This is a genomic window from Clavibacter sp. (assembly GCF_014802555.1).
Classification (GTDB): domain Bacteria; phylum Actinomycetota; class Actinomycetes; order Actinomycetales; family Microbacteriaceae; genus Clavibacter; species Clavibacter sepedonicus.
The window spans coordinates 1-24,151 of sequence record NZ_JAAVCB010000092.1; the positions used below are offsets into that span (position 1 = coordinate 1).

Here is a 24,151-nt window from a genome sequence, read left to right on the forward strand (position 1 = left end):
CGCCGAGCGAGGCGGCGGGGCCTGACGCGACGCCCGCGACGCCCGCGCGCGGGTGCGCCACGGCGGGCGCGCCCGATACGGCAGGGCCGTGCCCGCCCTGGACACGGGCATGCGGACATGAAATGGTCGAGGACACGTCATGGCGGGGGGGGACGGGCATGCGGACAGCGGAAGGCTCGCGCCGGATCACCGGATTCGTGCTCCTCGGGATCACCTCGGTGATGATGGTGCCCCTCGTCTACGGCTTCGCGCGCGACGCATCGTGGTTCCTCGGCGAGGAGATCGGTCTGGCGCGCGCCGAGTCGGTGTCGCTCGTCGCGTGGGTCGCGGCTGCCGGTGTCGCGCTCGCCTACGTCGTCGGCACCTCCGTCGCCGTGCCCGGCGTCCGTCCCGAGTCGTTCCGCTGGTCCGGGCTGAAGGCGATCGCGGTCGTCAGCGCCGTCGTGAGCGGCATCGTGGAGGAGCTCGTGTTCCGCGGTCTGCTCATGGACGCGCTGGACGCCGCCGGCTCGAGCGCCGCGCTCCAGGTCGTCGTCTCGGCTCTCGCCTTCGGCGTCGCGCATGCCGTGTGGGGAGCGTTCGCGGGGGATCTCCGCCTCGTCCTGCCCACGGTCGTCGCGACCACGCTGCTCGGCGGCGCGCTCGCGGTCGTCTACCTCCTCGCCGATCGCACGCTGTTGCCCGTGGCCATCGCGCACGTGGCCATCAATCTCGTCATCGAACCGGGGCTGATGCTCTCCGTGGTGTCAGCGTCCCGCGCCGGGCGCCCTCGACGCGCGGGCGGCGGAGCGAGCCCGGACCGCGCCTGAGCGGAGCGTCCGGCATCAGGCGAGCCGCCCGAGGTCGATGCCGCCCGCGGGGGGCAGGGGGCGGAGCGTCGTCGCCGGGCGGCGGCCGTCGGGCGCACCGTGCACGTCCACCCAGCCGTGCAGCACCTCGGGGGATGGGCCACGAGAGGCGGCGCGCGCACCCGCCGAGCGGATCATGGTGAGGAACGCGGGGTCCCCGAGCATCGCCGGGATCTCCGGTGCCGTCGCGTCGAGCCCGGCCAGTCCCGTGGTGCCGACGGTGATGCGCGCGCCGGGCGCGGCGTCGCGAAGGAGCCCGCGCAGCTCGCCGACGGTGAAGGAGGCCTCGCGCTGATCCCTCAGGTACGCGGCGGAGAGCGGGTCATCGGGCTCGGAGCCTCCGCCGCGGCCGATGTCGACCGTGGCGAGCGTCGCGTCCGCGGCGAGCCGCTCGACGATGCGCGCGAGACCGGCAGACGGGTCCCGCCACAGGCCGAGGGACAGGTGCACCATCACCGCGTCGAGTGGAGGCCAGGCGTCGTACGCGGCGGCCTCCTCGGCGGCGCCCACGCGGATGTCCGCGCCCGGCACGCGCTCCCTCGCCCGTGCGACGGCGGACTCGGAGATGTCGATCCCCAGGAGGCGGCACCCGGGCAGCAGCTCCGCAGCGGTGGCGAGCAGCTCGCCCGCGCCGCAGGACACGTCCAGCAGCGTCGAGGGCGGTCGCCCGTGGACGGCGCGATGCCGCGCGACGAGGGCGCCGATGGACAGGTCACGCGACGCCGCGCTCTCCCTCGCGTCGAACGCGGAGCTGACCGGGGTCAGCTCCGGATCGGTGAACCACCGTTGGGCGCGTGCGCGCGCGTTGGCGCGTCCGCCGCCCGTCACCACGTCGCCTCGGAGGGGATCTCGGCGACGGGCGCCCGCTCCGCCTCCGCGGTCGCCCGGGTGGAGCGGGCTGAGCGGGCCGAGCCTCCCGGCGCGCCTCGCCGGAGCACGAGGTTGTGGGCGACGTGGAACGCGACGGCGGACGGGGTACCCCAGCTGAGCGCGAAGGCGCTCGCGACGGCACCGAAGAGCGCCGTGTACGGCAGCGCGCGGGGGCCGCCGACGGGGAGGTGCAGGAGCGCGAAGCCCGCGACGGACGCGCCCGCTGCCGCCAGGGTGCCGAGCCGCACGTGATCCCCCGATCGGATCGGGGCGCGCCAGATGGCCTCCTCGGCCGCCGCCACGAGCGCCGTGCGCATGGCGGGGACGACGCCGGACGGTGCGGCACGGGACGTCCAGCGCGCCGTCGCCCCGCCGCGGCGCTCGAGTCCGTCGATGCGCTTCGATGAACCCGTCGCCCCGGGGGAGGTGCGCACGGCGGCCCGGACGACGGACGGCATCGCGCCCCCGGCGATGCCGCCGCAGACGACGCGTGCTACGCCGATCCTCTTTGGTCGCCGGGGCGACGGGGTCGTGGGCAGCCGTCGCGCAGCGCGGGGCGACGCGATCAGCACGGTCGCGACGTCATAGGCCGCGAGGGCGGCGGACCGTCCGCGCGGCCAGCCGCGCTCCGCCGTGGCCCGGAGCGCGAAGGGCAAGGCGAGGTGCAGGATCATGCGCACCGCGTGCCCTCGTCGACCGCTCATCCCGGGAGCGCGCTCCCGGCGGTCAAGACGTAGATCGGAGCCTCGTCCACCCCGTTCTGGTCGATCATGACCTCGGTCAGCTCGTCGTCCACGAAGCCGCCGTATGGCCGGGACGTCAGCCCGTGCGCGGTGGCGAGGAGCACCATGTTCTGCATGACGTGGCCGGCCTCGATGAGCGCGAACCGGTAGGCGCGCGGCCCGTACTTGAAGCGCGACCTCCAGAAGCTGCACGACAGGACGATCGAGAACGCCGTCCCCGAGAGCTCGTCCTCGCGGAGGAGCGCCGCCATGAACGCGCCGTAGTCGACGTCGCCGAGTCGCACGAGCCCCTTCTCGAACGCGTCGAAGTGGTGCACGCCCGGCTCGATTCCCTCGACGTTCCGGGCGATGAGATAGACGTCCAGCGGGTACAGCGCCCCGCCGGACGGGACGGGGCGACGCCAGCCATTCGCTCGTCGGACAGCGCCGTAGCTCTTGAGCAGCAGGCTGGCGACCACGTCGAGCGGGACGGCGCCGGGGTCGTACTCGTCCGCGCTGAAGCGGCGCTCGATCGCGTCCTCGAGCATCACGGATGTCGCGCGCGGCTCGGGCAGCGCGACGAACGGGAGGTGGGTGTACCGCTTGCCCGCCCGCGTCGCGATCCGCTGCAGCACGCGCGACCGCAGCAGCGGCGCGACCCCCGGTGCATCCCACGCCATGGACGGCCGGTAGATCTTGCTCGCCTCGAACCAGTTCTCCGAGGGATCGTCGTAGCGCAGTCGCTCGTTGCCGTAGACCACGTCGACCAGGTTGGTCGCGTGGAGCTCGAAGTTCGTCATCGGGTGCCTCCTAGGGGAACGGGTGCGGTACGTGGTTGAGGTCGGCGTGCGTGAACGGGCCGGGCGCCAGGCCGAGCCGGTGCGATTCCTCCCGGAGCCGGCTGCCGCCGAGCATGCGACCGGCATAGGTGGCATCGAGCTGCCGGTACCCGGGGAGCACGACCTTGCTCACGCGCGCGCCCGCCTCGACGACATCGGGGCTGGTGAGGTCGAACGCGACGACGGGGGTCCCGCCGTCGGCGAGGTGGCCGACGAGGGCGGACCACAGTGCATCGGGATCGGAGTCGTCGAAATTGCGAGACCTCCCGGGCCCGGTCGTCCCGGTGTCGGCGGTGAGGAAGTCCAGCTCGGGCACGAGGTCGGTGCCGGCGAAGAGGCGGATGTGGTCCTCGAAGCTGGACACGTCGCCCGCCCAGTCGGTGGAGTGCAGCGCGTTGCCCTCACGCTGCTCGGTCTTCATCCACGTCCGCGTGTACATCCCCTCCGTCGCGGCCTTCTCGCCCGCGCGCTCGATCGTCGCGGCGCTCGCCGCGCCGATCGCGACCGGCGCCAGGCCCGTGTGCGGGTTCCGCACCACGGCCAGGACCGTCGGAATGCCGGAGAACACGCTCATGTCGATCAGGTGCAGCTGCAACCCGGTCGGGCGGATGTACGTGGAGATGAAGCGCCGGAGCCGCGGGGTGGAGACGTCCACGTGCGGCAGGCTGAGCCGGTTGTACCAGGTGAGCATGAATGCGTCGCGCTCCACCGCCTCCAGGAGCCCGGAGATCCTGGCCTCCGTCTCCGTTATGCCGCAGGCCAGCCCGTTGCTCGTCGCGTAGGCGATCGACGCGTCGCCCGGCCACGGACCGGCGAGGTGGACGAGCTGGGCGGGCGCCCAGGCCCGCCGGCCCGTCGAGGCGTCGACGCCCTCCCGCCACCACAGGGGAGCGTCGTCCGTCCACCGTGCGTGGGGCATAGCCGGATCGGCCAGCTGCTCGTCGGAGAAGAACTCCCATGCGTCCGGACCGAGGATGAGGTCGCCGGTCTCGCGCATCTCGTCGGTGGTCCCGCGCCGCACCCGGGGGTCGTCCAGCGGGGGGGCAGTACGCCGCGCTGTAGCGCTCCACTGTCTCGCCGATCGCGGCGAGACGCGCCTGGGTGCGTGTGGTGGAGCCGCCGCCGTTGAAGGAGTTCGAGCGCATCCCGATGAGGGCGCTCCCGTCCGTCGTGTGGGCGCCGTAGGAGTGGCCCCACACGTCGTCGGTGTCGCGCAGCTTCTCGTACTCGCGACTCACGATCCCCACGTAGCCGCTCGACAGCGGCTCCAGGACCTCCATCGCGCGGGCCAGGGGCGTCCACGTCGCCGCCACGGGATCAGGCCTCCTCGGCGTGGAACCACACCTGGGGCAGCCCCGTGGTCGCGGACAGCGAGCAGTCCGGGCACCGGGGTACCCGGAGGGCGCGGTGCTGCTCCAACCCGATGCCGCGGTCGTCCAGGGAGAGCACGGACATGCCGCCGGGCACGGCGGACGGAGCGTAGTCGCGGAGGGCGACCCACTCGCCGACGAGGTTCGCCACGAGCCCTGCCTGGACGGTGTTGACCGGGTGGTCGTAGACGGGCTGGCCGGCTGGCTCCAGCATCCGGATCTCCGTGAGCTCGGAGCGCATCACCTCGTCGGTGAAGTTGGCGGACCGCCGGAGCCGGAAGCACGTGAAGCACGCGGAGCGCCGCGGGATCATGAACGGCCCCGTCCACGCGTTGCGGCCGTCGAACGGCGCGACGGCCAGCCACGGGACGCCATCGTCGAGGGCGCGGGCGTTCGCCGCGGCGAGCACGGGGTCGAGGTGGGAGACGCCGACGACCACGCGCAGGACGGCCTCGGTGCGCGTCGCGAGCCGGGTGACCGCCATGCCCTGCTGTTCGAGCACGTTCTGGATCAGGACGGCCAGCGGGCTCTCGTCCGCCCCGGAGATCTCCACGAGCGTGTCGTCGATGTTGCGCTGGGCCTCCTCGATGCCGACCTGGTAGCCGGACTGCTTGGAGGCCAGCAGGGCGAATGCGGAGGTCGCGGGTGGGACGGCGATGACGATGCCGGCGTCGACGAGCTGCGCCAGCAGCGCGACGAGGTTCTCCACGTCGCCCTCGGCATCCAGGGCCCGCGTGATCTCCGTGATGTCGGCGCCGGCGTCGCGGGAGACGACGGCATGGAGGCGCTCGACGAAGGGGACGATCCCCTCGCCGTCGAGGGTCGTGACCGCCTCTCCCGTCAGCGCGACGATCCGGGAGCCCAGGGTCCCGGTGGTCACATGCGGGGTGATGCGGTATCGGTCGGTCGTGCCGGGGTTCGTCATCGTCGGGATTCCTCTCGGATGTGCGCGGTCTCGGGGCGTGAGGTGACGGGTAGGGCGGGGGGCCGGCCGAGGAGGGCCGGGAGGACGGGTGTCGTCCCCGGCAGCGCGGGGTCGCTGGTCTCCTCCTGGTGAGCGGGCAACCAGGAGGCGAAGGACGGGGGGACCCCGTTGCGGAGGAGCACCTGCTCGAACGCGCCCGGGTCGAGCCGCTCGTGGCGGATCTCCCGGCCGATGTCCGCGGACAGCGCGGCGGCGACGTCGGCCATCGGCACCTGGACGGGTCCGGTCACGTCGAAGGCGCGGCCCGCCCGCGCCACGGCCTCCCGTCCCGCGGCGCACGCGGCCTCGGCGAGGTCGGGGAGCGCGATCCAGGCGACCCCTGCGTCATGGATGGAGGAGAGCAGAACCCCGCCGAGCTCGGCCCAGTAGCGGTACGAGTCGAGGCTCTCCTCGAGGGGCGCGCAGCGGAGGAGCACGGCATGGTCGAGGTCCGCCAGCAGCCTCGCCTCGGCCTCTCCCCGCGCGTCACCCACGTCGACGCGTCGGCTCGAGACGACGACCGTAAGACGGCCGGCCTCGAGCGCCCGGGACCGGATGCGGCGATCGCCGGGATCCATGGCCACGAGGTCGATGACGCGCGTCGCCGGGTCGCACACGGCCGGCGCCGTCACCGCGAGCGCGGCGAGCGCATCGCGGAACCCGTCGCGGTTGCCGACGTACCTCATGAGCGGATGACCGCGGACGCGTCCCGGCGGATGAGGACGAGCGCCAGGGAGGCGAGCGCGGCGACCCACGCGAGCAGCACCGCGAGCGGGATCCAGGGCACGGCGTCGCCGCCCAGCGCGGCCCACGAGGTGATCTCGAGCGCGGCGCGCGTGGGCAGGGCCATCGAGAACGCGTCCAGCGCGTCGGGGAAGAGCTGCGGCGGCAGGAAGAGCCCGCCGCCGAAGGCGAGCAGGAGCATGAGGACCTGCGCCACCGCGACGGCGGCCTTCGGCCGCGTCAGGTAGCCGACGCAGACGCCGAGGAGCATCGAGGGGACCGCCGTCACGGCCAGGGCCGCGAATCCGAGCAATAGGCCGCCGAGGGTGACCTGCGCGTCCGTCGTCACCCACGCGATCACCAGCAGCGGGATCACCGACAGGATCGCGAGGACGCCCGTGGAGCCGAGGTAGCCGAGGACGCGGGCGACGGCCGGCGACGGCAGCGTCCGGAGGTACTTGCCCCACGGTCGGTCGCGCATCTGCGAGATCTCGACGGAGAACTCGAACAGGCAGTTGAGCATGACGCCGAACACGCACAGCGCGGCGACGGCGGCGGCCGCCGCGTCCGGATCCTCCGCGATCCGGCGCTGCGGGAGCACAAAGAAGAGGAACGCGACCGTCGGCGTGCCGATCCCCATGATGATGCTGATGGGCGTGCGGACAGCCTCCAGGAGCTGTGCGCGGGCGTAGGTGCCGGCGAGCGCCACCGGGCTGACGAGGCTCATCGACCGCTCCCCTCGGGGTCCGCGTGCCGCGGGAGCGACAGGAGCGCGTCCTCGAGCGACACCCGCCGCACCTCCAGGTCGTCGACCCGGGAGCCGACCGCGTACACCGAGCGGAGCAGCTCGTCGGGATCGTCCGTGGTCAGGTGGAGACGGCGGCCGATGATCCGGGACGCGTCAGCCGGCGTGACGCCGACGAACGCGGAGGGATCGTCCGTCGCGAACGAGATCTCGACCTCGCGTCCCCCTCGGCGCATCTCCGCGAGCGAGCCGTCCGCGGTCACCCGCCCGGCGGCGAGGACGACGATGCGCGTCGCCAGGTCCTCGATGTCCTCGAAGTAGTGGCTCGTCAGGAGCACCGTGCATCCGCCCGCGGCCCGCCTCGCTATCGCCTCGCGCAGTCGGCGCCGCACGACCAGGTCGAGGCCCGCCGTCGGCTCGTCCAGCAGCACGAGCCGTGGCGACCCGAGGAACGCGAGCGCGACGGCGACGGCGCGCTGCTGGCCCCCGGAGAGCGCGCCCGCTCGCGTGCGGAGGAACGGCTCGATGCCGAAATCCCGCACGATCTCGTCACGAGGCGCCTGGTCGCGGAAGTGGGCCCCGACCAGCCGGATGAGTTCGTCGACGCGGAGGGTCTCCGGCAGGGCGACGGACTGCGGCGTCGTGCCGAGCCGCATCCGGGAGCGCGGGTCACGGGGATCGCTGCCGAAGAGGTGGACCCGCCCTCGGGTGGGGAGCACGGCGCCGTGGAGCAGGCCGATGACCGTCGACTTGCCGGCGCCGTTCGCGCCGATCAACCCCACGACCTCACCCTCGTGGATGTCCAGGTCGACATCCGACAGCGCCGTCGTCGAGCCGAAATCGACGCCCACGCCGGAAAGCGAGGCGAACGGCGTATCAGTGTGAATCGATTTTCCCCCTGGCATGCCAGGATTAGATCACGTTCCCGCGCGTGGTCACAAGGGGTTGCGGCTGCGGCGGCTTCGGTATCTAATGTGCGCCAGGGGCCTGGATATCCGAGCGCCTGCTCACGAAGATCCGGGAAAGGGGGTGAATCACGCATGATCACAACCACCGCTCTGCCGCGGGCCGCGGCTGTCACCACGACGGTCTACGGCGAGGGGCTGCATCTGTTCGAGCCGATGGCCGCACGATGCACCTGCTCGACGGTCATCTCGACCACGTGCACCTGGGGTTGACCCGGGCCCGGCGCTGACCAGCGCTTCCGCTCGTCCAGACAGCACGCGCGCGCGGACCCGCCCCCTGGGCGCGGGTCCGCGCGTCGTCCTGCCGGCCGCGCGTCGCGACTCTCCGGACGCCGAGGTCGGTGCTCGTCACCGCGTGGTCCGCACCTGGCCTCCGCGCGCTGATGACGAACTGGCGCACCCCGCCGAATCGGCGTCGAGAATGCCCCGAAATGCTCTGCGGCGGTCACGCCCCATTGTTTCGGCAGGACATCCCGGCGCAGGCGTGATTTGCCTCGATCGATTTCCGACCCGCGTCGCCCGCGGGCGGAGAATTACGGCCGGCAGCAGGCGGACGCTCCGTCCGTTGCGGACTCTATAGGCACGCTGAAACCCTTTCAGTTCCGCGGGCGAAGTACAACGCCCCAGATGCGCGCATTCCGCGCCCCAGCTGGCGCCCCCGCGAGCCGGCCGGTCCGTCAGCCCCCGATCCCCTCCAGCTCCGCGAGCGCGTCCTCGGGCAGCCGGATCCGCGCGCCCGCCACGTTCTCGCGCAGGTGCTCCACCGACGACGTGCCCGCGATGACGAGCACGTTCGGCGACCGCTGCAGGAGCCACGCGAGCGCGACCGGCAGCGGCGCGGATCCCAGTGAGGCGGCCACGCGCGCCAGCACCTCCGACTGCAGCGGCGAGAACCCGCCGAGCGGGAAGTACGGCACGTAGGCGATGCCGTCCGCGGCCAGCTCGTCGATGAGCGCGTCGTCGTCGCGGCGGGCGAGGTTGTAGTGGTTCTGCACGGTCACGATCGGCGCGATCTGGCGGGCCTCGGCCACCTGCGCGTGCGTGACGTTGCTCACGCCGAGGTGGCGGATCAGCCCCTCCCGCTGCAGCTCGGCGAGGGCCGTGAACGGCTCCTCGATGGATCCGTCGGTCGGGCTGTCGAACGCGCCGACGCGGAGGTTCACGACGTCGAGCACGTCGAGCGTCAGGTGCGTGAGGTTGTCGTACACGGCCTGGCGGAGCTCGGCGGCGGAGAGCGCCTGCGGCCAGCGGCCCTTCTCGTCGCGCAGGGATCCGACCTTCGTCACGATGTGCAGGCGATCCGGGTACGGGAACAGCGCCTCCTCGATGATCGCGTTCGTGTGGCCGGGGCCGTAGAAGTCGGCCGTGTCGATGTGCGTGATCCCGAGCGCGACGGCCTCGCGCAGCACCGCGCGGGCGGCGTCCGGGTCCTTCGGCGGCCCGAACACGCGCGGTCCCGCGAGCTGCATGGCGCCGTAGCCGAAGCGCGTGACGGTGAGGTCGTCGGCGAGGGGGAAGAGCCCTCCGGGCAGGTCGGTGGACATGGCGATCCTCTCGGGTGGCGGGCGTGGACCCACTCTCCCGCGGCCGGACGCGCGCGCCGCCGCACTAGCAGGAGCCCGTGAGCGGATCGGCCCGCGTGCGCCCGCGGGAGGGCGGCCCTGCTACAGCCCCTGCGCCGCCGGGTGCGCCCGCCGGGTCGCCAGCACGCGCGAGAACACGAGCACGAGGAGGCCCGCGGCGGGGATGAAGATCAGGCCGAAGCGGAGCGACGAGGCGTCCGCGATGGCGCCGACGACCGGCGGCGAGATGAGGAAGCCGAGCCGCAGCAGCCAGCCGACGATGGTGAGGCCGGTGCCGGGCTTGAAGCCGGGGAGCTCGTCCGCTGACTGCATGGCGGCCGGGATGAGGGTCGCGACGCCGAAGCCCGCGACGCCGAATCCGACGATCGTGCCGATGATGCTCGGGAACGCGAGCGCCGCGCCCATGCCGACGAGCACGAGCACGCCGCCGAGGCGGGCGATGGCGCGCTGGCCGAAGCGGTCCACCATGCGGTCGCCGAGCATCCGGCCGACGAACTGCATGCCCTGGAGCGAGATGAAGCCGAGGCCCGCGACGAACGCGCTCGCGCCGAGGTCGCCCGAGAGGTAGATGGCCGACCAGGAGCTGCCGGCGTCCTCGACGATGGCGCCGCCGGACGCGATGATCACGAGCGCGAGCAGCACGCCGTACTTCGCGACCAGGCCGAGGGCGCGCGGGGAGGCGGCGCGCGCGACGTCGCCCTCGGGATCCGGGGCATGCGCGTGCGCCGCGCCGCCCTCGCCGGGCTCCGGCTCAGGCCCCTTCAGCAGCCACAGCAGTGACAGCACGGCCAGCGCGCTGAACAGCACGGCCGAGATGGAGAGGTGCACGACGAGCGGCAGCCGGATCTGCGCGGCGGCCGCGCCCATGATCCCGCCCGCGACCGCGCCGATCGACCAGACCGCGTGGAACGAGTTGATGATCGAGCGCCCGTACAGCCGCTGCACGCGCAGCGCGTGCGAGTTCTGCGCGACGTCGGTGATGGAGTCCATGGCACCCGCGAGGAACAGGGCGCCCGCGAGCACGAGCCAGCCGGGCGCGAGGCCGGCCAGGAGGATCCCGACGGATGCCACCACGGTCGCGACGACCGCCACGCGCGCCGACCGGTACCGGCGGATGAGCACGCCGGCCGCGAGCCCCGCGATGAGCGCGCCCAGCGGCGACGCGGCGACCGCGGCCCCGAACTCGACGTTGGCGAGCCCGAGCTCCGCCTTGATCGAGGGGTAGCGCGGCAGCAGGTTCGCGACGATCGCGCCGTTGGTGAAGAAGAGGATGCCGACGGCGACGCGCGCGCGGCGGACGTCGCGGGTCGGGGCGGGCGTGCGCGACAGCGTCGGCGCGGACGGGGAGGGCATCGTCGGTCTCTCTCTGGCCGGGTGGCGCGTGCGGCGGTGGCGCCGTGGCGCGAGGCGGGTCGGCGCCGGATTCCCCGGCTGCCGGAACCAGCCTAGGGTCGGCGGGAGGCCAGGGGCGACGTGTCCTCGGTGACGTCCATCACCAGGTCCATCAGCGGCACGAGCCGGGCGCTCACCTCGTGGCCGGTCTCGGTGAGCCGGTAGTCGACTCGCGGCGGGATGGTGGGCTGCGCCTCGCGGAGGACGAGCCCGTCGTCGGCCAGCGTGCGCAGCGTGGAGGCGAGCATCTTCTCGCTGATGCCCTCGACCTCGCGCCGGAGCTCGCCCCAGCGCCGGGACCGCTCACCGAGCGCGAGGAGCACGAGCACGCCCCACTTGCTGGTGATGTGGTCGAGCAGGGTGCGCGACGGGCAGTTCGCGGGGTAGCGGCCCTCGGTCACGCCGGGCCGGTCGCGGGTCACCCGGAAGCTCATCTGCGTCATGATGACCAACTTACCGGAAAGTGGGTACCTCCCTGTGGGAAGGTACTCGGCGGCGGGGCAGTTGTCCCCGGCAGCACCGCACCCCATCGACTCGAAAGGCATCCCATGACCATCGTCGTCACCGCCGCCACCGGCCGCCTCGGATCGCGCATCGTCGCGTCCCTCCTCGCCCGCGGCTACGCCGCCTCCGACGTGCTCGCCACCGCGCGCCGCCCCGAGGCCCTCGCCGACCTCGCCGCGCAGGGCGTCCGCACCGCGCGCCTCGAGTACACCGACGCCGAGAGCGTGAAGGCCGCGATCCAGCCCGGCGACACCCTCGTGCTCGTCTCGGGCAGCGAGGTCGGCCAGCGCGTGCCCCAGCACACCACCGTCATCGAGGCCGCGAAGGAGGCGGGCGTCGGCCGGATCCTCTACACGAGCGTCCTCCGCGCCTCCACCACCGAGCTCTTCATCGCGGGCGAGCACAAGGCCACCGAGGAGGTGCTCGCCGCATCGGGCGTGCCCGTCACGCTCCTCCGCAACGGCTGGTACACCGAGAACTACGCCGGCACGGTCGACTCCGTGAAGCAGTCCGGCGCGCTCCTCACGAGCGCGGGCGACGGCCGCGTCGCGAGCGCCACCATCGCCGACTTCGCCGAGGCCACGGCGGTCGCGGCACTCGACGACTCGCTCGCAGGCCAGACCCTCGAGCTCGCAGGCGACGAGCGCTGGACGCAGGACGACCTCGCCGAGGCGATCTCCGGCATCCTCGGCCAGCCCGTCCCCGTCTCGCAGGTGTCCGCGGAGGAGCACGCGCGGATCCTCGGCGGCGCCGGCCTCGACGAGGGCACCGTCGGCTTCGTCGTGGGCCTCGACGCCGCCACGCGCGCCGGCCAGCTCGACGACGAGACGGGCGACCTCGCGCGCCTCCTCGGCCGACCCACCACGTCGCTCGCCGACGGCCTCCGCCAGGCGGTCGCCGGCGCCTGATCCGGCCCGCACCACGACGGCCCGTCCCCTCGCAGGGGGCGGCCGTCGTCGCGCGCGCGGATCTCAGCCCAGCGCGTCCCGCATCCGCCGGATCTCGTCGGGTCCGACCCGGCAGCACCCGCCGACGATCGATGCGCCCGCCGCGATCCACGCGTCGACGGACGGCAGCGCCGGGTCGCCGCCCCAGGCGCGCGCGACCGCGTCCCATCGCTCGCCGGAGTTCGGGTAGACGGCGACCGGCCGGTCCGTGACGCCGCGGGCCGCGGCGATCGCGGCCGGCACCTCCTCCGGGTGCGCGCAGTTGATCCCCACGGCCACGATCTCGTCGGCCCCATTCGCGAGTCGGAAGCCCTCGGCCATCGGCTCGCCCGAGCGCAGGCGCCCGCCCTGGACCGTGAACGCGAGCCAGGCCGACGCGCCCGAGCCGCGCGCGAGATCCACCAGGGCACGGCCCTCGTCGAGGCTCGGGACGGTCTCGCAGGCGAGGAGGTCGGCGCCGGAGTCGGCGAGCACGGCGAACCGCGGAGCGTGCCAGCGGCGGAGCTCGGCGCGCGTGAGGCCGCTCGATGCCGCGTACTCGGAGCCGTCGCCGAGGGTCGCGCCGTACGGGCCGACGGACGCGGCGATCCACCGGTCGCGGCCCGCCCCGGGAGCGTCGTCCTGCGCGACCTCGTCCCGCGCCTCGGCAGCGAGCCGCACGCTCGCCCGCAGCAGCTCCTCCGTCTCCGCCGCGCTCAGCCCGCGCGCCGCGAAGGCCTCGAACCCCACCTGGTACGACGCCGTGATCGCCACGTCCGCCCCCGCCCGGAAGTACTCGGCGTGCGCGGCGCGCACCGCGTCCGGCTCATCCGCGAGCACGCGCGCGCTCCACAGCGGATCCGAGAGGTCGTGCCCGCGCGCCTCCAGCAGCGTGCCGAGGCCGCCGTCGAGCACCAGCGGGCGGTTGGGGAGCGGGCGCGGCCGGGTCATGCGGACATCCTGCCGGAGCCCGGTGACGGATCCGCCGTCGGCGACGCCCCGCGACGTCCCGCAGTCGACACCCGCATCCGCCGCGCGCAGCCGACACCCGCATCCGCAGCGCGCCGACCCGGCCGCGCGGTGCCGGAGTCCCCGGTACCGTGGACGCGACGGTGGGAGTCCCGATGAAGGATGACGACGACGTCGACCTGGTGATCGACGCGTGGGGGGCGGCCATGCCCGACGTCGACTTCGCGCCGCTCGACGTGGTGTCCCGGCTCCGGCGCCTCCTGCCGCAGATGCAGCGGATCCGCGAGGGCGCGTTCGCCGCCGAGGGCCTCACGACGAGCGAGTTCGAGTTCCTGTCCGTGCTGCGCCAGCAGGGCGACGCCGGCCTCACGCGCGCCGGGCTCGCCGAGCGCCTCGGCACCGACACCGGCAGCCTCGTGCACCGGGTGAACAGGCTGACCGCGCGCTCCTTCATCACGCGCGAGGAGGATCCGGCGGGCGGCCGCAGCCGGCTCGTCGTGCTCACGCCGTTCGGCATCGAGCGCGTCGACCGGGCGATGCGCCGCCTCGTCGCCGACGAGGACGAGGTGCTCGCCGACCTCAGCCGCGAGCAGATCGCGACCCTCATCGACAGCCTGCGCGTCATCGCGCGCACGACCGAGCGGGTGCGCGCGCGGCGGTCCTGAGCCTGGGCGCGTCGCGCGCGCCGGAGCACGATGGATCCATGGCCGACATCGCATCCACCCCGCCCGCCGTCCTCTTCGACATCGACGAGACCCTCATCCACACGGGCGGCTCCGGCGCCCGCAGCTGGGCGATGGCGTTCCGCGACCTGCACGACGTGGAGGCCGACATCGGCGAGCACTCGTCGGCGGGGGAGACGGATCCGCAGGTCGGCACCGCGACCTTCCGCGGCGTGATGGGCCGGGACCCGGAGCCCGCCGAGCTCGCGCGCCTCTACGCCTCCTACCTCCGCCACCTCGCCGACGACATCCGCGTCTCCGAGGGCTACCGCGTGCTCGACGGCGCCGAGGCGCTGCTCGACCGGCTCGCCGACGCGGGCGTGGTGCTCGGCGTCGTCTCCGGCGCGATGGAGGGCGCCGCCCGCACGAAGATGGAGCCCGCCCGCCTCGGCCGGTTCTTCGTGTTCGGCGCGTACGGATCCGACTCGCCCGAGCGCGTCGACGTGGTGCGCCGCGCCATTGCCACCGCCGGCATCGTGCGTGGCGCGGCGCCCGTCCGCGACGAGGTGCTCGTGGTCGGCGACACCCCGAACGACATCACCTCCGCGCACGACGCGGGAGCGACCGCGGTGGGCGTCGCGAGCGGTCACTACTCGGCCGACGAGCTGCGCGACGCGGGGGCGGATCTGGTGCTCGACTCCCTCGAGGACCCGGCGCTCGAGCGGCTGCTCGGGCTCTGAGGCCAGCGGCGGCCGGCGGGTGGCTGTAGTTTCCCGTGAAGTCGTGAATGGAAGTGCAGCGAGTCGACGTGAGTGACTGACGCCGCGCCAGCTACAAGCGGCCACCCAGCCTCGCCCGCTGCGGATTAGCGCTCCCGAAGCCCGCGACGTCGCCCCTGCCAGCAAGGGCAAAACACGCATTATTTGACATAAGGTACATTATCAGCGCTTCGACTGAGGCGTTGACGGGGCTGTCGAACGCCGTTCATTGCGAGCAGCTCGCGACCTACTCCAAAACCCTCCAGGCCGTCGACGGGCCGACCAACGAGGCGAAGTCGGACCAGGGGCCGGCGACGCGGCTCCCGCCGGCCGCCGGCTATGACTGCCTCTACGTCACCCGCTTCGCGTACGTGCTGAGCACGTACGAGCTCACGATCGACGACGCCGACCGCGCCGCGATCGACCACACGCTCAGTTCCTGCTCGTGACCCGCCGAAGGATTCCGGGATGGCGACGTCCTCGAACATGCCCCCGGCGATCGAGGGGCTGCCGCGAGCGGGCGTCGTGGACGCCCTGCGCATTGCGTGGTGGATGCGCCGTGGCTTCTGGCACGGGTTCCAGCACTGCCGCCGCTGCGCGCGTGTCGTGGCGCTCTACCTCGCCGTCGCGTGGTGGGTGCTCAGCCTGCTCGTCGTCGTGCTACATGTCGTCCTCGTCACGTGCCCGTGGACGCGGTACTACCTCAGCCCCGACCGCGACGTCGTGCTCGCGCTGTTCGGGACCCGCACCGGGTGGCACATCGGCGACCACATCTCGGCAGCACCTGGAACGGGCCGCGGCCGAGCCCTGCGCGCCCGCCTCCTGCCCGAGCTGCTACCCATCGCGGACGCACGGCGCGTGACGATCCACGCGACGGCCGCGTCACCCGAGCTCGCCGCGCTCTACATGGCCGAGCTCCCGGGCCTGGTCGACGTCGGCGGAGGCACGTTCCGCGGCCGTCGTCTCCGCCGGCCCCCGGCCGGCTGAGCGCGCTCGCGCCGCGAAGGCGATGAGCTCGGCGCTGTGCTGCACCATCCACGCCACGGTCGTGTTCAACGAGGGCTCGCGGCGGATCCAGACACGTTGGCCCTGGTCGTTGCGGGCATCGGCGTAGAGCTCGAAGGTCAACGGGTCTCCGGGCGCTGCTCGGTGAGGGATCACGTACCCGAGCACGGGCCGGTCTTCTACCTGGATCCGCCAGTAGCCGGCCTCGAGGTGCGCCCCCGGGTGGACGCCGACGTCGCGCACGAGGCCGTCGATGCTGCCCGTCACCTTGTTCACCGGGGGCTCTCCTTCGTCGAGTCGATCGAGTGGGAGCGCCCGGCCGCGCTCGTCGACGAGCGTAAGCGCGGGGTCCGACAGGGGCTCAAGCCGAGATCACGGCGGCACGCGATAATAGCCGCCCGCAGCGCGCGTGAATATCACGGTCTGCAACGAGCCACAACGGGGCTGACTCGTCCACGATATTGTGTTACCGATCTGATATCAGCTTTATAAAATGTGTGACAATCTACTTGGATATTCGCCAAGGGGTTGGCGAATCGTGCCTATTATGGTTTGCTCGACGCGTCGTCCACGATCAGGACACGAGGTGAAGTGATGGATGCATGTACTCAGATCGCACTGTTGGTAGTCCTATCGGCAGTATGGTTCTACGTCCTCTACAATGTGATTGTAAAAGCTGTATCTACGGGCATCCGAGATGCGCGCAAAAAAACTGATCGAGACGACATTCACCGTTCGCAAGCGAACTAAAAGAATGGGAGTCTCCATGAACAAGCGCACATTATTCTCAGGGTCTGCGATCACCGCCGCCCTCGCTCTCGCAGTCATTCCGATGACTTCTGCTCAAGCGATCGAGTCATCAGACAAAGCGCGCGAGGTGACGTTCACCAGCAAGGTACAGGCCTACGCCAGCGCGAACCCGGCGGACGGGGAGGGCTGAAGGCCCTGATCACGGAGCTCGGCGGCGAAGCCAAGTCGACGTCCTCCACACTCCGCTCCGACGAAGTGCCCGGCCTGTCCGGATCCAAGGACGGCCTCGTCCGCCCGGCCGCAGACTTTCCGGAAGATGTTTTCACGGTCAATGTAGTCACCGGAACCGTTGATAACATCGGGATTGTCACGGGCTCCGTTAACTGGCGCGACGAATTCGCTGGCCAAGCTGCTCCAGTAGACCTCGCAGCGCTCCGCTTCAGTACGAATTGCGGCACGCCTTCCGACCTCACCGCCACGTCGACGAGCGTCAGCGGTGTCGCGACTGACCGCACGACCCTCCGTGACGCAGGCGTTGGAACCAACGCACCAATCTGGAACGTCGACGCGGTCACGGACGGTTTCGAGAATCAGGTCGACCGAGGATCGTTCCAGGCCCGATATGACGTCTCGGCGTGTGGAACGACGCCTGTCCAGGCAGCGTTCGACTATGAGGGCAACCAGCGTGGCGTCATCACATCCGTGTCGGCCAGCTTCTCCGGACTGAGCGTCGGATACGACAACCCGGGTCTCACCTTTGGGAAGTCCACCCAGCCCATCACCGTGAACTAGACGAAGCACTGCGCCGGCTGAGTCGGCAACGACGAGAGGGCCGACCCGTAAAGGGTCGGCCCTCTCGTCGTGCTCCTCGCGCTAGCTGGTTGCGGAGTGGTACTCCGCGAGCAGGTCCGCGGAGATGCGTCCGCGCTCAGAGACCTTGTGGCCCTGCTCACGCAGCCACTCCCGTGCGGCACTGAGGTCGCCCTTCGGGCTCGAGCTCGAGGACCGGCGCGTGCCGGCCTTGCCGGTTGTTGAGCGTCCGACGCGGCGGCCCTTGTCGGTGTAGTCCTCCAGCGCCGTCCGCAGCTTCGCCGCGTTGTCGTCCGTGAGGTCGATTTCGTAGTTCACGCCATCGAGCGCGAAGGGCACGGTCTCGCCCTGCCCCTCTTCGATGGGCGTGCCGTCGATGTCGTCAACGAGCGTGGTCACTACTTTGCGGGCCATCTACTTGCCTTTCCATGCGGATTCCGCGTCCGTGGACGCCAGTTCCTTGACCATAACCGCACGGGCGTGCGAATGGTGAGATCACCACACACATAGAGGCGATATCATCCGCTGGTGACTGATCCGAGGGTGTGGGAGGCGATGCCTGTCAGCCTGCGATCGGGCGATCTGCAGAGTGTGCTTGGTATTCGTCAGACGACGGTGAGTCTCTGGTTTCGCCGCGGGGTGATACCCGGCTACGTGATCGGGCACTCGTGGTTCGCATTCCGGTCCGAGGTCCGCGAGTGGGTGGAATCGACAGCGAACGGCCCCGCATCGCGTCGTCCACGGGACCCGGATCCCCTCGACGCGTACCGCGACGTCCTCTCCGTCGCTGAGGTGGCGCAGCTGCTGAGGATGAGCCAGCAGGCGATCACCGGCTGGATCCGAGACGGCTGCATGCCGGGCGTACGCGACGGCCGGCGGTGGACCGTGAAGAAGAGCGCCCTCCGCGAGCTCCTGCGTGACAGCAGAAACCGGAAGCAGGGCTGAGCGGAACGGCGGATGCCCCGATCGAGGGGGCCGACCGGGCCACCGAGGGGCATCGTCCCGGGCGCCGCGGCGCGGCACCACACCCCCGTCCGGGGATCCCACCGGCTGCAGGCGTCTCCACTGCCGGGCTGTCACAAAACGCCGACTCGCGTGTAACAGAACAGGGGAAGGCAGGGTGAGGCTCGCGATCGCAGATCCGCCGTACCTGGGACGCGCGGACCGCTGGTACAGCGACGGACGCGGCGGCGGGCACACCCGGACGGATGGCCTCTGGGCGGGCAACGGCCGCAAGCCCGACCATCACCCCGACGCGGCCGTGTGGGACGATCCTGCCGAGCACCAGGCTCTGATCCGTGCGCTCGAGCGCGACTACGACGGGTGGGCGGTCGCCGGTGCCGCCGACTCCCTGCCCGTTCTCCTTGAGGCGGCGCCGCCCGCGGCGCAGCTGGCGGTGTGGTCGAAGCCGAACGCGATGCCCGGCGGCGCGCGGCTCCTCAACCGGTGGGAACCCGTCCTCGTTCGTGTCCCGGACGCGCGACGTCGCCGGGAGTCCGGGCCGCGGGTCACGGACGCCCTGCACGCGGCCGCGCGGCAGCAGGGGTTCATGGGCGCGAAGCCGCCGGAGTGGACGCGGTGGGTCGCGGCCATGCTCGGCTATGACCCGTCCGTCGACGAGCTCCACGACCTGTTCGCCGGCAGCGGCGCCGTGGCCTCGGCGATCACCACCTACCGGCTGCCGGCGGAGAGCGCGTGCGCGTTCTGCGGATCCCCGATCAGCCAGCCGTCGACGGGCCGACGTCGACGGACCTGTGGGGAGGTGTGCCGGCAGCGCCTCGCGCGTCGTGCGTCCGTCCTCGCCGGCACGAGAGTCACGGCGCGCCCCGAGGTCTGAGGCGATCATGAAGGAGCGTCCGGCCGCGCTCGTCGACGAGCGTAGAGCTCGGGTCCGACACGCGGAACCGGGAGAGCGGACCGTTCGGGTCAGCCCTGCCGGAGGCGGTTACGCCCGGCGTAGGTCCCGGAGATCACCAGGTCACCCATCCGCTGTGCGTCGGACTCGTTCTCGTAGCCCTGGCTCCCGTCGGTCGCGATGACCTGACCGTTGTCCGTGGTCAGCCGCCAGGCCCATCGCCCGTCTGCGCGCTTGTACGTCAGCTGCGTTGCCATCTCTGCTCCTCGTCGGTGACGGTGATCCGACCGCGCGAGTGCGACGACCGGACGGTGCCCCGGTCCAAGGGGGGGGGATCGGGGCCCCGGGTAAGTGTCCCGGCGCCGAGGGTGCTGCGCACTACCCCCGTCTGGGGATCGCCGGTGCCACGGAACGAGGGAGTTCTCCACCGTGTCGTCCTGCAACCCTTGGCTTGCGGGACGACCCGCAAGCGTTCGGAGCTCGCCACGGAGTACCGAGGCCGCGAGTGTCCCGCAACCATGGCCCGCAAGGTGCTGCTGTTCCGCACGGGCGACCCGAGGACGCGAGACTGTCCGCCCTCCTCGGCGATGGGTCGGTATGGCAGGCGTCCTGCCGCAGTTAGTCCCTCCTTCCGCGAGGCTGGCGGCAAGCTGCTGAGCAGCATTCGGGGGTTGTCAGGAAGGGCGGGGCCAAGCGGCCCAGTCGCTGGAGACTCATGTGGGGAGGCCCCTTGGCGCGCGGTGAGCGCTTCACGCGCGACGCAGGACAGGAGTGCACACTGCTGTACACCAGACGAGGGGAGCATGGCATGCACTTCGAACGCGTACCGGAAGAGGGCGAGTGGCCGGCGGAGATGGAGCTGACGATCACGGAGTTCCCGCGTCCGCTGATGGAGCTGCTGTACGTGAAGCATGCGTGGGATCTGTCTCCGTGGATCCAGATCCCGGAGCTGGACCCGGCCCCATCAGCGGGGACGTCGCAACGGCCGGCGCACTGGGACCTCGCGTCCCTCGAACAGCGGTGGGCGGAGGTGTGGCGGGCGAACATCTACTGGAACGCACGGTCCCAGGGTGACTACAGCGACAAGACGGACCTCGCACAGCACTTCGGCATCACCGGGCCGGTCTGGTGGAGTCGGGAGCACGGGTGGGACGGCCTGGACCAGGCTGCGTTCTCTGAGTGGATGGATACCCTTGACCGTTTGAAGACATCCACCGTGTTCGAGTCTCCTGAGCGCCGAGCACTGCCGGACACGGTTGCGGCGTGGCGCCACGGCCTCCGGCAAATATTCGTCATGCCGTACAAGCCGTCCGGCGGAGCCGAGTGGAACGGGCCGGAGTTCATGACCGTTGCCGCCGGAACGCGGAGGGATCCAGATGCCTACCCCTCCGCGCTCCGTACCGGTCTCGCGATGAGCTGACCAGGCAGCGGTCCTAGAAGACGTCGATGGGGCCTCCGGAGTAGCACACGAAGCCGCCGAGCAGCACCGCGTGCGAGCCGAGCGTCACCTGCGTGCTGCCGCCCTGCTGGGTGTCACGGATCGCCGGCGAGATCTGCGGGTCGCTCGTCCAGCTCAGCCGGCCGGTGCTCAGGCCAGAGAAGTTGAACTGATGCACCTTCGTGCCCGTGGCGACGAGGGACTCGTCGACGAACCATGCGTGATCGACCGCGGGCGCCTTCACGACGTAGCTCGTGACGACCCGGATGGTGTTCCCGCCGTTGTAGACGGCGGTCACGGTCGAGGAGCCGCAGTTGCCCTCGACGGTACCGTCTGGGTGAACAATGGCGGCTTCGTCCGCGGACGCTTCTGCCCACTCCCTCTTGGCCTCGGCTGTGACAGGGACGGGCACGGTCCGCCCGTTGACCGTCTGCAACTCGAACCCCTGAGCCTTCGCGGCTGCCGCGTCAAAGCCGCCGAAGCTCATGGGCGTTACAACCGTTCGTGTGGTGCTGGCGAGCGCTGCTTGCGCGGGAACGGCCGCCGCGAGCAGGAGTGCCGCAGCGCCGATGGCCGCTAGCGCGTGGTGGTTCCGGATGTGACGCATGTGTACACCTTCCGATTGCCGGACCGCGGCTGATGCAGCGCATCCGGGCCGCCTCTCAGCGACGATCTGAGGTGTACTCCTTCGTGGGTTTGAGGCGAGCGGGTTGTGCGCCGTCGAGCGGGTGCCCTAGCGGCACCTACGTCTGCGGGTCATTGTCAACCCGGGGGGAGCGTGACCTGTCCGCTCTCCTCGACGGGGTGCCGACCGAGGGCGCGGTAGACGGTGGCGCGGCCGATCGAGAACAGGTCGCACAGCTCGCTGATGGAGTGGTCGCCGGCACGGTAGAGCGCGACGAGGTGTCGCTCGGCGGCGGGGGAGAGCTTGGGCTTGCCGCCCTTGAGTTTCCCCTTCTTCGCGGCAACCTTCATGCCCTCGCGGGTGCGGGCGCGGATGAGGTGGGATTCGAACTCGGCGAACATCGCGAGCATGTTGAACAGGAGCCGCCCGGTCGGGTCGGTCGGGTCGTGGATGGATCCCCCGATGCTGAGCGCGACTCCTTTGGTCGCGAGCTCGTCGGCGATGGTGCGGGCGTCGCTGATCGAGCGGGCGAGGCGGTCGAGCTTCGTGACCACGAGTGTGTCGCCGGCCCAGCACGCCTCGAGCGCCTTCCCGAGCGCGGGACGGTTCCGGTTGGTGCCGGTGAGGCCGTGGTCGACGTAGATCCGATCCGGCGTCACGCCGAGCGCTGCGAGGGCGTCCCGCTGGGCGGTGACGTCTTGCGCGTCGGTCGAGACGCGGGCGTATCCGATGAGCTGTCCTGGCATGCGTCCAGTGTCTCAGGTAAGGACCCCTCAGCGGAACAGTCGCCGGACCGCCTACCTGAGACGCATGACCCCGCGGCCGCCACTCGACGACGAGGTGGTCCGGGAGGGATCCCCTACCGGACCACTCCGGTGTCGACTCACGGCGGCAATCACGAGCATCACGGCACCAAGCACCACTAGAACCTACTCCCGGCCGGGTATAATGCGAAAGATACTATTACTATTACTATTACGGGTTTAACTATCCTATCCCGTGCTGGGATGTGGGGCCTTACGAGTAGACCGCTCTTGCGGGGGCCGAAGCGCTGTACGTTCGGCGCTGACCGATTGGCGACGGGCCAGGCGAGAGCTCCTCCCCGCCAGTGGCTCCCGACGCCATGGATCAGCTATTAAAAGTTCGATCCTCACCCCCGCGCGAGCGCGAGTCGCACCTGTGGAGAGTGCAGCTCCCCGGCCCGTCTCTCGCCCTAGTGTCTACTTCTGTGAGAATCCCACATAAAAGCATATTCGCCCTCCTGCTCGCGTTCGCCACCGTTGCTGGATGTTGCTCCGTCGCCGCACCGGCTCAGGCAGTCGATCGCATCGCCCGTGCATCGCTCCCTGTGCGAGCGGGTACCCATCTCATCTTCAGTGAGAGTGACGGACCTACCTATACAAGAGACTATGATTGCACCGCTGGCGCGGTGCTTACAGGATCTGGATTCCTGTCGCGAATCACGCCTTATCAGCGTGCCGTCCGATATGTAGCGACCGCGAAGCATTGCGGCGGTCGGGGCGCCCATGTCCACGTTAACGACGTTGAGGTTGGGTCGGTCATCTGGGAATCGCCAGACACCGACCTCTCAATTGTCCGAATTGAGCCCTTGCAGACGACGAGGAGGAGCTGCTATCCAACGTCGGCGGGTATCCGCTGCACGCTCACTAGTGACTACGAGCCCCGGGCGACGGGTGAGGTGTTTGCTGTGAGGAATCGCTCCGGTCAGGAATCGTCCGTGCCGGTAGCCGGAACCAAGGTCCCAGATGCTCGGGAGATTTTTTGCACCAGCGGATACATAACGGGACGTCTGTGTAATTATGTATCGACAAACCGACCGCCCGGCCTTATTGTCGAGAATCAGCAGGTTTTGGCGGAGACGTTCTCAACAGCGACGCAGAGGGGTGACTCTGGGGGACCTGTCGTCAGTAGGGATATGAAGATCATTGGCATCATCGGTGCTGGTGGCTTGCCAGGTTCAGGAGATGAGACCTATATGAGCTACATCCCCATCGCTGTACTTTTCCGAGAGCAACCCTATTACGTCCTAGCAACGTAGCTGCGGACCGTGACGAAGCCTGGGTGTGAGCTCGCCATCGGCAGTGGGAAAGGAGAGGCACTCAGCGGATGGTGTGAAATGGTCGCGTGCGGCAAGTTTCGGAACTTGTCAGCGATGTCGACCACTGTCTGGAGGGGGCTCCTGAGTGTGGCTTTAGCACGGGAGCGCCGCGAGGGGAGCGCGGGGAAGCGAGCCACCCGTACCGTATCTGACATAACTTATATTATCGGCGTGCCAGTCGAAGCGTCGAGAGGGGCAAAGTGCGGCTCGGGCGGGCGTCGCGCGCGTCTGGCGGCCATGCACTCGACCAGCCGTCGACGGGTGGAGGTAGATGCACCTGCAGGGAGGCGTGCTGGTAGCTCATCACCCGCCGCACTCGCGGCTTCGTAGGAGGCGTCCCTGACGTCGGCGTGGTCGACACCGCAGCGCGGCCTGGCCTCCTGTGACGCTCGCTATGCGTCGGAGGTGCCGTCCAGGCCCTCTTCTCCGAACTCGGCCATGACGCTGCCGACGAGCCCTTGAACGTCAATCGTGGTTGGCGCGGGTCGGGATCTGCCGTCGGCGTACGCGAGGCGGGCAGCGGTGAGGTCGGCGAGTCGGACGGCTTGGATGACGATCACGCGTCGTAGCCCGGAGGAGACTTCGCCGCGCTCGTGGGCGACTGCGGCAACTCGTGCGAGGGTCCCCGCGCGGCGTGCGATGCGGATGTCCGGGTGCTCGCGGTCCTCGCGCATGTCGGCGGGGACGGGTGGGAACCGGTATGAGCGCG

The 24,151-nt window shown here is 70.9% G+C and carries 30 protein-coding genes and 1 pseudogene; 13 read left to right on the forward strand and 18 right to left on the reverse strand.

Annotated features, from left to right (window positions below; all coding sequences use genetic code 11):
• Positions 1–158 precede the first annotated feature (158 nt).
• On the forward strand, positions 159–809 hold the full coding sequence (locus HDR73_RS10375; protein WP_012300182.1) for a CPBP family intramembrane glutamic endopeptidase: 651 nt from the start codon (positions 159–161) through the stop codon (positions 807–809).
• Between the two features lie 15 nt (positions 810–824).
• On the opposite strand, the gene HDR73_RS10380 is transcribed toward HDR73_RS10375, so the two are convergent.
• The 8 genes from HDR73_RS10380 to HDR73_RS10415 form a co-directional block, all read right to left on the reverse strand.
• The gene (locus HDR73_RS10380) at positions 825–1,676 is read right to left on the reverse strand and encodes a class I SAM-dependent methyltransferase (RefSeq protein WP_158309448.1); all 852 of its coding nucleotides are present in this window, start codon (positions 1,674–1,676) and stop codon (positions 825–827) included.
• Positions 1,673–2,392, reverse strand: a complete 720-nt coding sequence (locus HDR73_RS10385; RefSeq protein ID WP_158309449.1) for a CPBP family intramembrane glutamic endopeptidase — start codon at positions 2,390–2,392, stop codon at positions 1,673–1,675. Before HDR73_RS10385 ends, HDR73_RS10380 begins: the two co-directional genes overlap by 4 nt.
• 26 nt (positions 2,393–2,418) lie before the next feature.
• The gene (locus tag HDR73_RS10390) at positions 2,419–3,240 is read right to left on the reverse strand and encodes a SagB/ThcOx family dehydrogenase (RefSeq protein ID WP_012300185.1); all 822 of its coding nucleotides are present in this window, start codon (positions 3,238–3,240) and stop codon (positions 2,419–2,421) included.
• A 10-nt stretch (positions 3,241–3,250) separates the two neighbouring features.
• The gene (locus HDR73_RS10395) at positions 3,251–4,315 is read right to left on the reverse strand and encodes a YcaO-like family protein (protein ID WP_256890539.1); all 1,065 of its coding nucleotides are present in this window, start codon (positions 4,313–4,315) and stop codon (positions 3,251–3,253) included.
• Between the two features lie 281 nt (positions 4,316–4,596).
• Entirely contained in the window at positions 4,597–5,574 is a 978-nt protein-coding gene (locus HDR73_RS10400) for a TOMM precursor leader peptide-binding protein (RefSeq protein WP_041464757.1), read from the reverse strand.
• Positions 5,571–6,299, reverse strand: a complete 729-nt coding sequence (locus HDR73_RS10405; RefSeq protein ID WP_012300187.1) for a Rossmann-fold NAD(P)-binding domain-containing protein — start codon at positions 6,297–6,299, stop codon at positions 5,571–5,573. Before HDR73_RS10405 ends, HDR73_RS10400 begins: the two co-directional genes overlap by 4 nt.
• Complete coding sequence (locus HDR73_RS10410; RefSeq protein ID WP_012300188.1) at positions 6,296–7,063, reverse strand: ABC transporter permease; 768 nt, start codon at positions 7,061–7,063, stop codon at positions 6,296–6,298. Before HDR73_RS10410 ends, HDR73_RS10405 begins: the two co-directional genes overlap by 4 nt.
• Positions 7,060–7,932: an ABC transporter ATP-binding protein gene (locus HDR73_RS10415; RefSeq protein ID WP_012300189.1), complete on the reverse strand. Its 873-nt coding sequence runs from the start codon at positions 7,930–7,932 to the stop codon at positions 7,060–7,062. Before HDR73_RS10415 ends, HDR73_RS10410 begins: the two co-directional genes overlap by 4 nt.
• Positions 7,933–8,121: 189 nt before the next feature.
• Here HDR73_RS10415 and HDR73_RS10420 point away from each other — a divergent pair, with 189 nt between their 5' ends.
• Positions 8,122–8,259: a plantazolicin family TOMM peptide gene (locus HDR73_RS10420; RefSeq protein WP_086935937.1), complete on the forward strand. Its 138-nt coding sequence runs from the start codon at positions 8,122–8,124 to the stop codon at positions 8,257–8,259.
• A 464-nt stretch (positions 8,260–8,723) separates the two neighbouring features.
• Here the strand turns inward: HDR73_RS10420 and HDR73_RS10425 are convergent, their stop codons facing one another.
• From HDR73_RS10425 to HDR73_RS10435, 3 genes are all read right to left on the reverse strand, one after another.
• Complete coding sequence (locus HDR73_RS10425) at positions 8,724–9,590, reverse strand: aldo/keto reductase family oxidoreductase (RefSeq protein WP_012300190.1); 867 nt, start codon at positions 9,588–9,590, stop codon at positions 8,724–8,726.
• A gap of 120 nt (positions 9,591–9,710) precedes the next feature.
• Entirely contained in the window at positions 9,711–10,982 is a 1,272-nt protein-coding gene (locus HDR73_RS10430; RefSeq protein ID WP_012300191.1) for an MFS transporter, read from the reverse strand.
• Positions 10,983–11,074: 92 nt separating this feature from the next.
• Positions 11,075–11,464 (reverse strand): winged helix-turn-helix transcriptional regulator, encoded by a 390-nt coding sequence (locus tag HDR73_RS10435; protein WP_049791959.1) that lies wholly within the window; start codon positions 11,462–11,464, stop codon positions 11,075–11,077.
• A 105-nt stretch (positions 11,465–11,569) separates the two neighbouring features.
• On the opposite strand from HDR73_RS10435, the gene HDR73_RS10440 reads away from it, so the two are divergent.
• Positions 11,570–12,433: an SDR family oxidoreductase gene (locus tag HDR73_RS10440; protein WP_012300193.1), complete on the forward strand. Its 864-nt coding sequence runs from the start codon at positions 11,570–11,572 to the stop codon at positions 12,431–12,433.
• Between the two features lie 63 nt (positions 12,434–12,496).
• Here HDR73_RS10440 and mmuM read toward each other — a convergent pair whose 3' ends face one another.
• Positions 12,497–13,402, reverse strand: coding sequence for a homocysteine S-methyltransferase (mmuM, locus tag HDR73_RS10445; protein WP_012300194.1), 906 nt, complete (start codon positions 13,400–13,402; stop codon positions 12,497–12,499).
• A gap of 173 nt (positions 13,403–13,575) precedes the next feature.
• On the opposite strand from mmuM, the gene HDR73_RS10450 reads away from it, so the two are divergent.
• The 4 genes and pseudogenes from HDR73_RS10450 to HDR73_RS10465 all read left to right on the forward strand — a co-directional run bounded on the left by HDR73_RS10450 (position 13,576) and on the right by HDR73_RS10465 (position 15,827).
• A complete protein-coding gene (locus tag HDR73_RS10450; RefSeq protein ID WP_041464758.1) occupies positions 13,576–14,085 on the forward strand; it encodes a MarR family winged helix-turn-helix transcriptional regulator in 510 nt (169 codons plus the stop codon).
• Between the two features lie 38 nt (positions 14,086–14,123).
• Complete coding sequence (locus HDR73_RS10455) at positions 14,124–14,822, forward strand: HAD family hydrolase (protein WP_012300196.1); 699 nt, start codon at positions 14,124–14,126, stop codon at positions 14,820–14,822.
• A 251-nt stretch (positions 14,823–15,073) separates the two neighbouring features.
• Positions 15,074–15,289 (forward strand): annotated as a pseudogene (locus HDR73_RS10460) (HNH endonuclease family protein); the annotation flags it as partial.
• Between the two features lie 19 nt (positions 15,290–15,308).
• Positions 15,309–15,827: a hypothetical protein gene (locus HDR73_RS10465; protein WP_012300197.1), complete on the forward strand. Its 519-nt coding sequence runs from the start codon at positions 15,309–15,311 to the stop codon at positions 15,825–15,827.
• Here HDR73_RS10465 and HDR73_RS10470 read toward each other — a convergent pair.
• Positions 15,723–16,121 carry a hypothetical protein gene (locus HDR73_RS10470; RefSeq protein ID WP_287136434.1) on the reverse strand — a complete coding sequence of 133 codons (399 nt, stop codon included), beginning with the start codon at positions 16,119–16,121 and terminating at the stop codon, positions 15,723–15,725. The two genes, HDR73_RS10465 and HDR73_RS10470, sit on opposite strands and share 105 nt — an antisense overlap.
• Positions 16,122–16,611: 490 nt before the next feature.
• Here HDR73_RS10470 and HDR73_RS10475 point away from each other — a divergent pair, with 490 nt between their 5' ends.
• Together HDR73_RS10475 and HDR73_RS10480 are read left to right on the forward strand one after the other, a co-directional pair.
• Positions 16,612–16,785 (forward strand): hypothetical protein, encoded by a 174-nt coding sequence (locus HDR73_RS10475; protein WP_158309450.1) that lies wholly within the window; start codon positions 16,612–16,614, stop codon positions 16,783–16,785.
• Between the two features lie 65 nt (positions 16,786–16,850).
• Positions 16,851–17,387, forward strand: a complete 537-nt coding sequence (locus HDR73_RS10480; protein ID WP_012300200.1) for a hypothetical protein — start codon at positions 16,851–16,853, stop codon at positions 17,385–17,387.
• Between the two features lie 81 nt (positions 17,388–17,468).
• Here HDR73_RS10480 and HDR73_RS10485 read toward each other — a convergent pair whose 3' ends face one another.
• The gene (locus HDR73_RS10485; protein WP_041464760.1) at positions 17,469–17,819 is read right to left on the reverse strand and encodes a histone-like nucleoid-structuring protein Lsr2; all 351 of its coding nucleotides are present in this window, start codon (positions 17,817–17,819) and stop codon (positions 17,469–17,471) included.
• A 114-nt stretch (positions 17,820–17,933) separates the two neighbouring features.
• On the opposite strand from HDR73_RS10485, the gene HDR73_RS10490 reads away from it, so the two are divergent.
• Together HDR73_RS10490 and HDR73_RS10495 are read left to right on the forward strand one after the other, a co-directional pair.
• Positions 17,934–18,350: a helix-turn-helix domain-containing protein gene (locus HDR73_RS10490; protein ID WP_223842671.1), complete on the forward strand. Its 417-nt coding sequence runs from the start codon at positions 17,934–17,936 to the stop codon at positions 18,348–18,350.
• A 175-nt stretch (positions 18,351–18,525) separates the two neighbouring features.
• A complete protein-coding gene (locus tag HDR73_RS10495; RefSeq protein WP_012300203.1) occupies positions 18,526–19,242 on the forward strand; it encodes a hypothetical protein in 717 nt (238 codons plus the stop codon).
• Between the two features lie 89 nt (positions 19,243–19,331).
• Here HDR73_RS10495 and HDR73_RS10500 read toward each other — a convergent pair whose 3' ends face one another.
• Positions 19,332–19,517, reverse strand: coding sequence for a YegP family protein (locus tag HDR73_RS10500; RefSeq protein ID WP_041464761.1), 186 nt, complete (start codon positions 19,515–19,517; stop codon positions 19,332–19,334).
• A 551-nt stretch (positions 19,518–20,068) separates the two neighbouring features.
• On the opposite strand from HDR73_RS10500, the gene HDR73_RS10505 reads away from it, so the two are divergent.
• Positions 20,069–20,680, forward strand: a complete 612-nt coding sequence (locus HDR73_RS10505) for a hypothetical protein (protein WP_012300205.1) — start codon at positions 20,069–20,071, stop codon at positions 20,678–20,680.
• Between the two features lie 13 nt (positions 20,681–20,693).
• Here HDR73_RS10505 and HDR73_RS10510 read toward each other — a convergent pair whose 3' ends face one another.
• Positions 20,694–21,305, reverse strand: coding sequence for a hypothetical protein (locus HDR73_RS10510; RefSeq protein ID WP_133064094.1), 612 nt, complete (start codon positions 21,303–21,305; stop codon positions 20,694–20,696).
• A 155-nt stretch (positions 21,306–21,460) separates the two neighbouring features.
• Positions 21,461–22,069, reverse strand: a complete 609-nt coding sequence (locus HDR73_RS10515; protein WP_041464763.1) for a recombinase family protein — start codon at positions 22,067–22,069, stop codon at positions 21,461–21,463.
• A gap of 377 nt (positions 22,070–22,446) precedes the next feature.
• Here HDR73_RS10515 and HDR73_RS10520 point away from each other — a divergent pair, with 377 nt between their 5' ends.
• Positions 22,447–23,382 (forward strand): trypsin-like peptidase domain-containing protein, encoded by a 936-nt coding sequence (locus HDR73_RS10520; RefSeq protein WP_165770258.1) that lies wholly within the window; start codon positions 22,447–22,449, stop codon positions 23,380–23,382.
• A gap of 452 nt (positions 23,383–23,834) precedes the next feature.
• Here HDR73_RS10520 and HDR73_RS10525 read toward each other — a convergent pair whose 3' ends face one another.
• Entirely contained in the window at positions 23,835–24,116 is a 282-nt protein-coding gene (locus HDR73_RS10525) for a hypothetical protein (RefSeq protein ID WP_287136435.1), read from the reverse strand.
• Positions 24,117–24,151 lie beyond the last annotated feature (35 nt).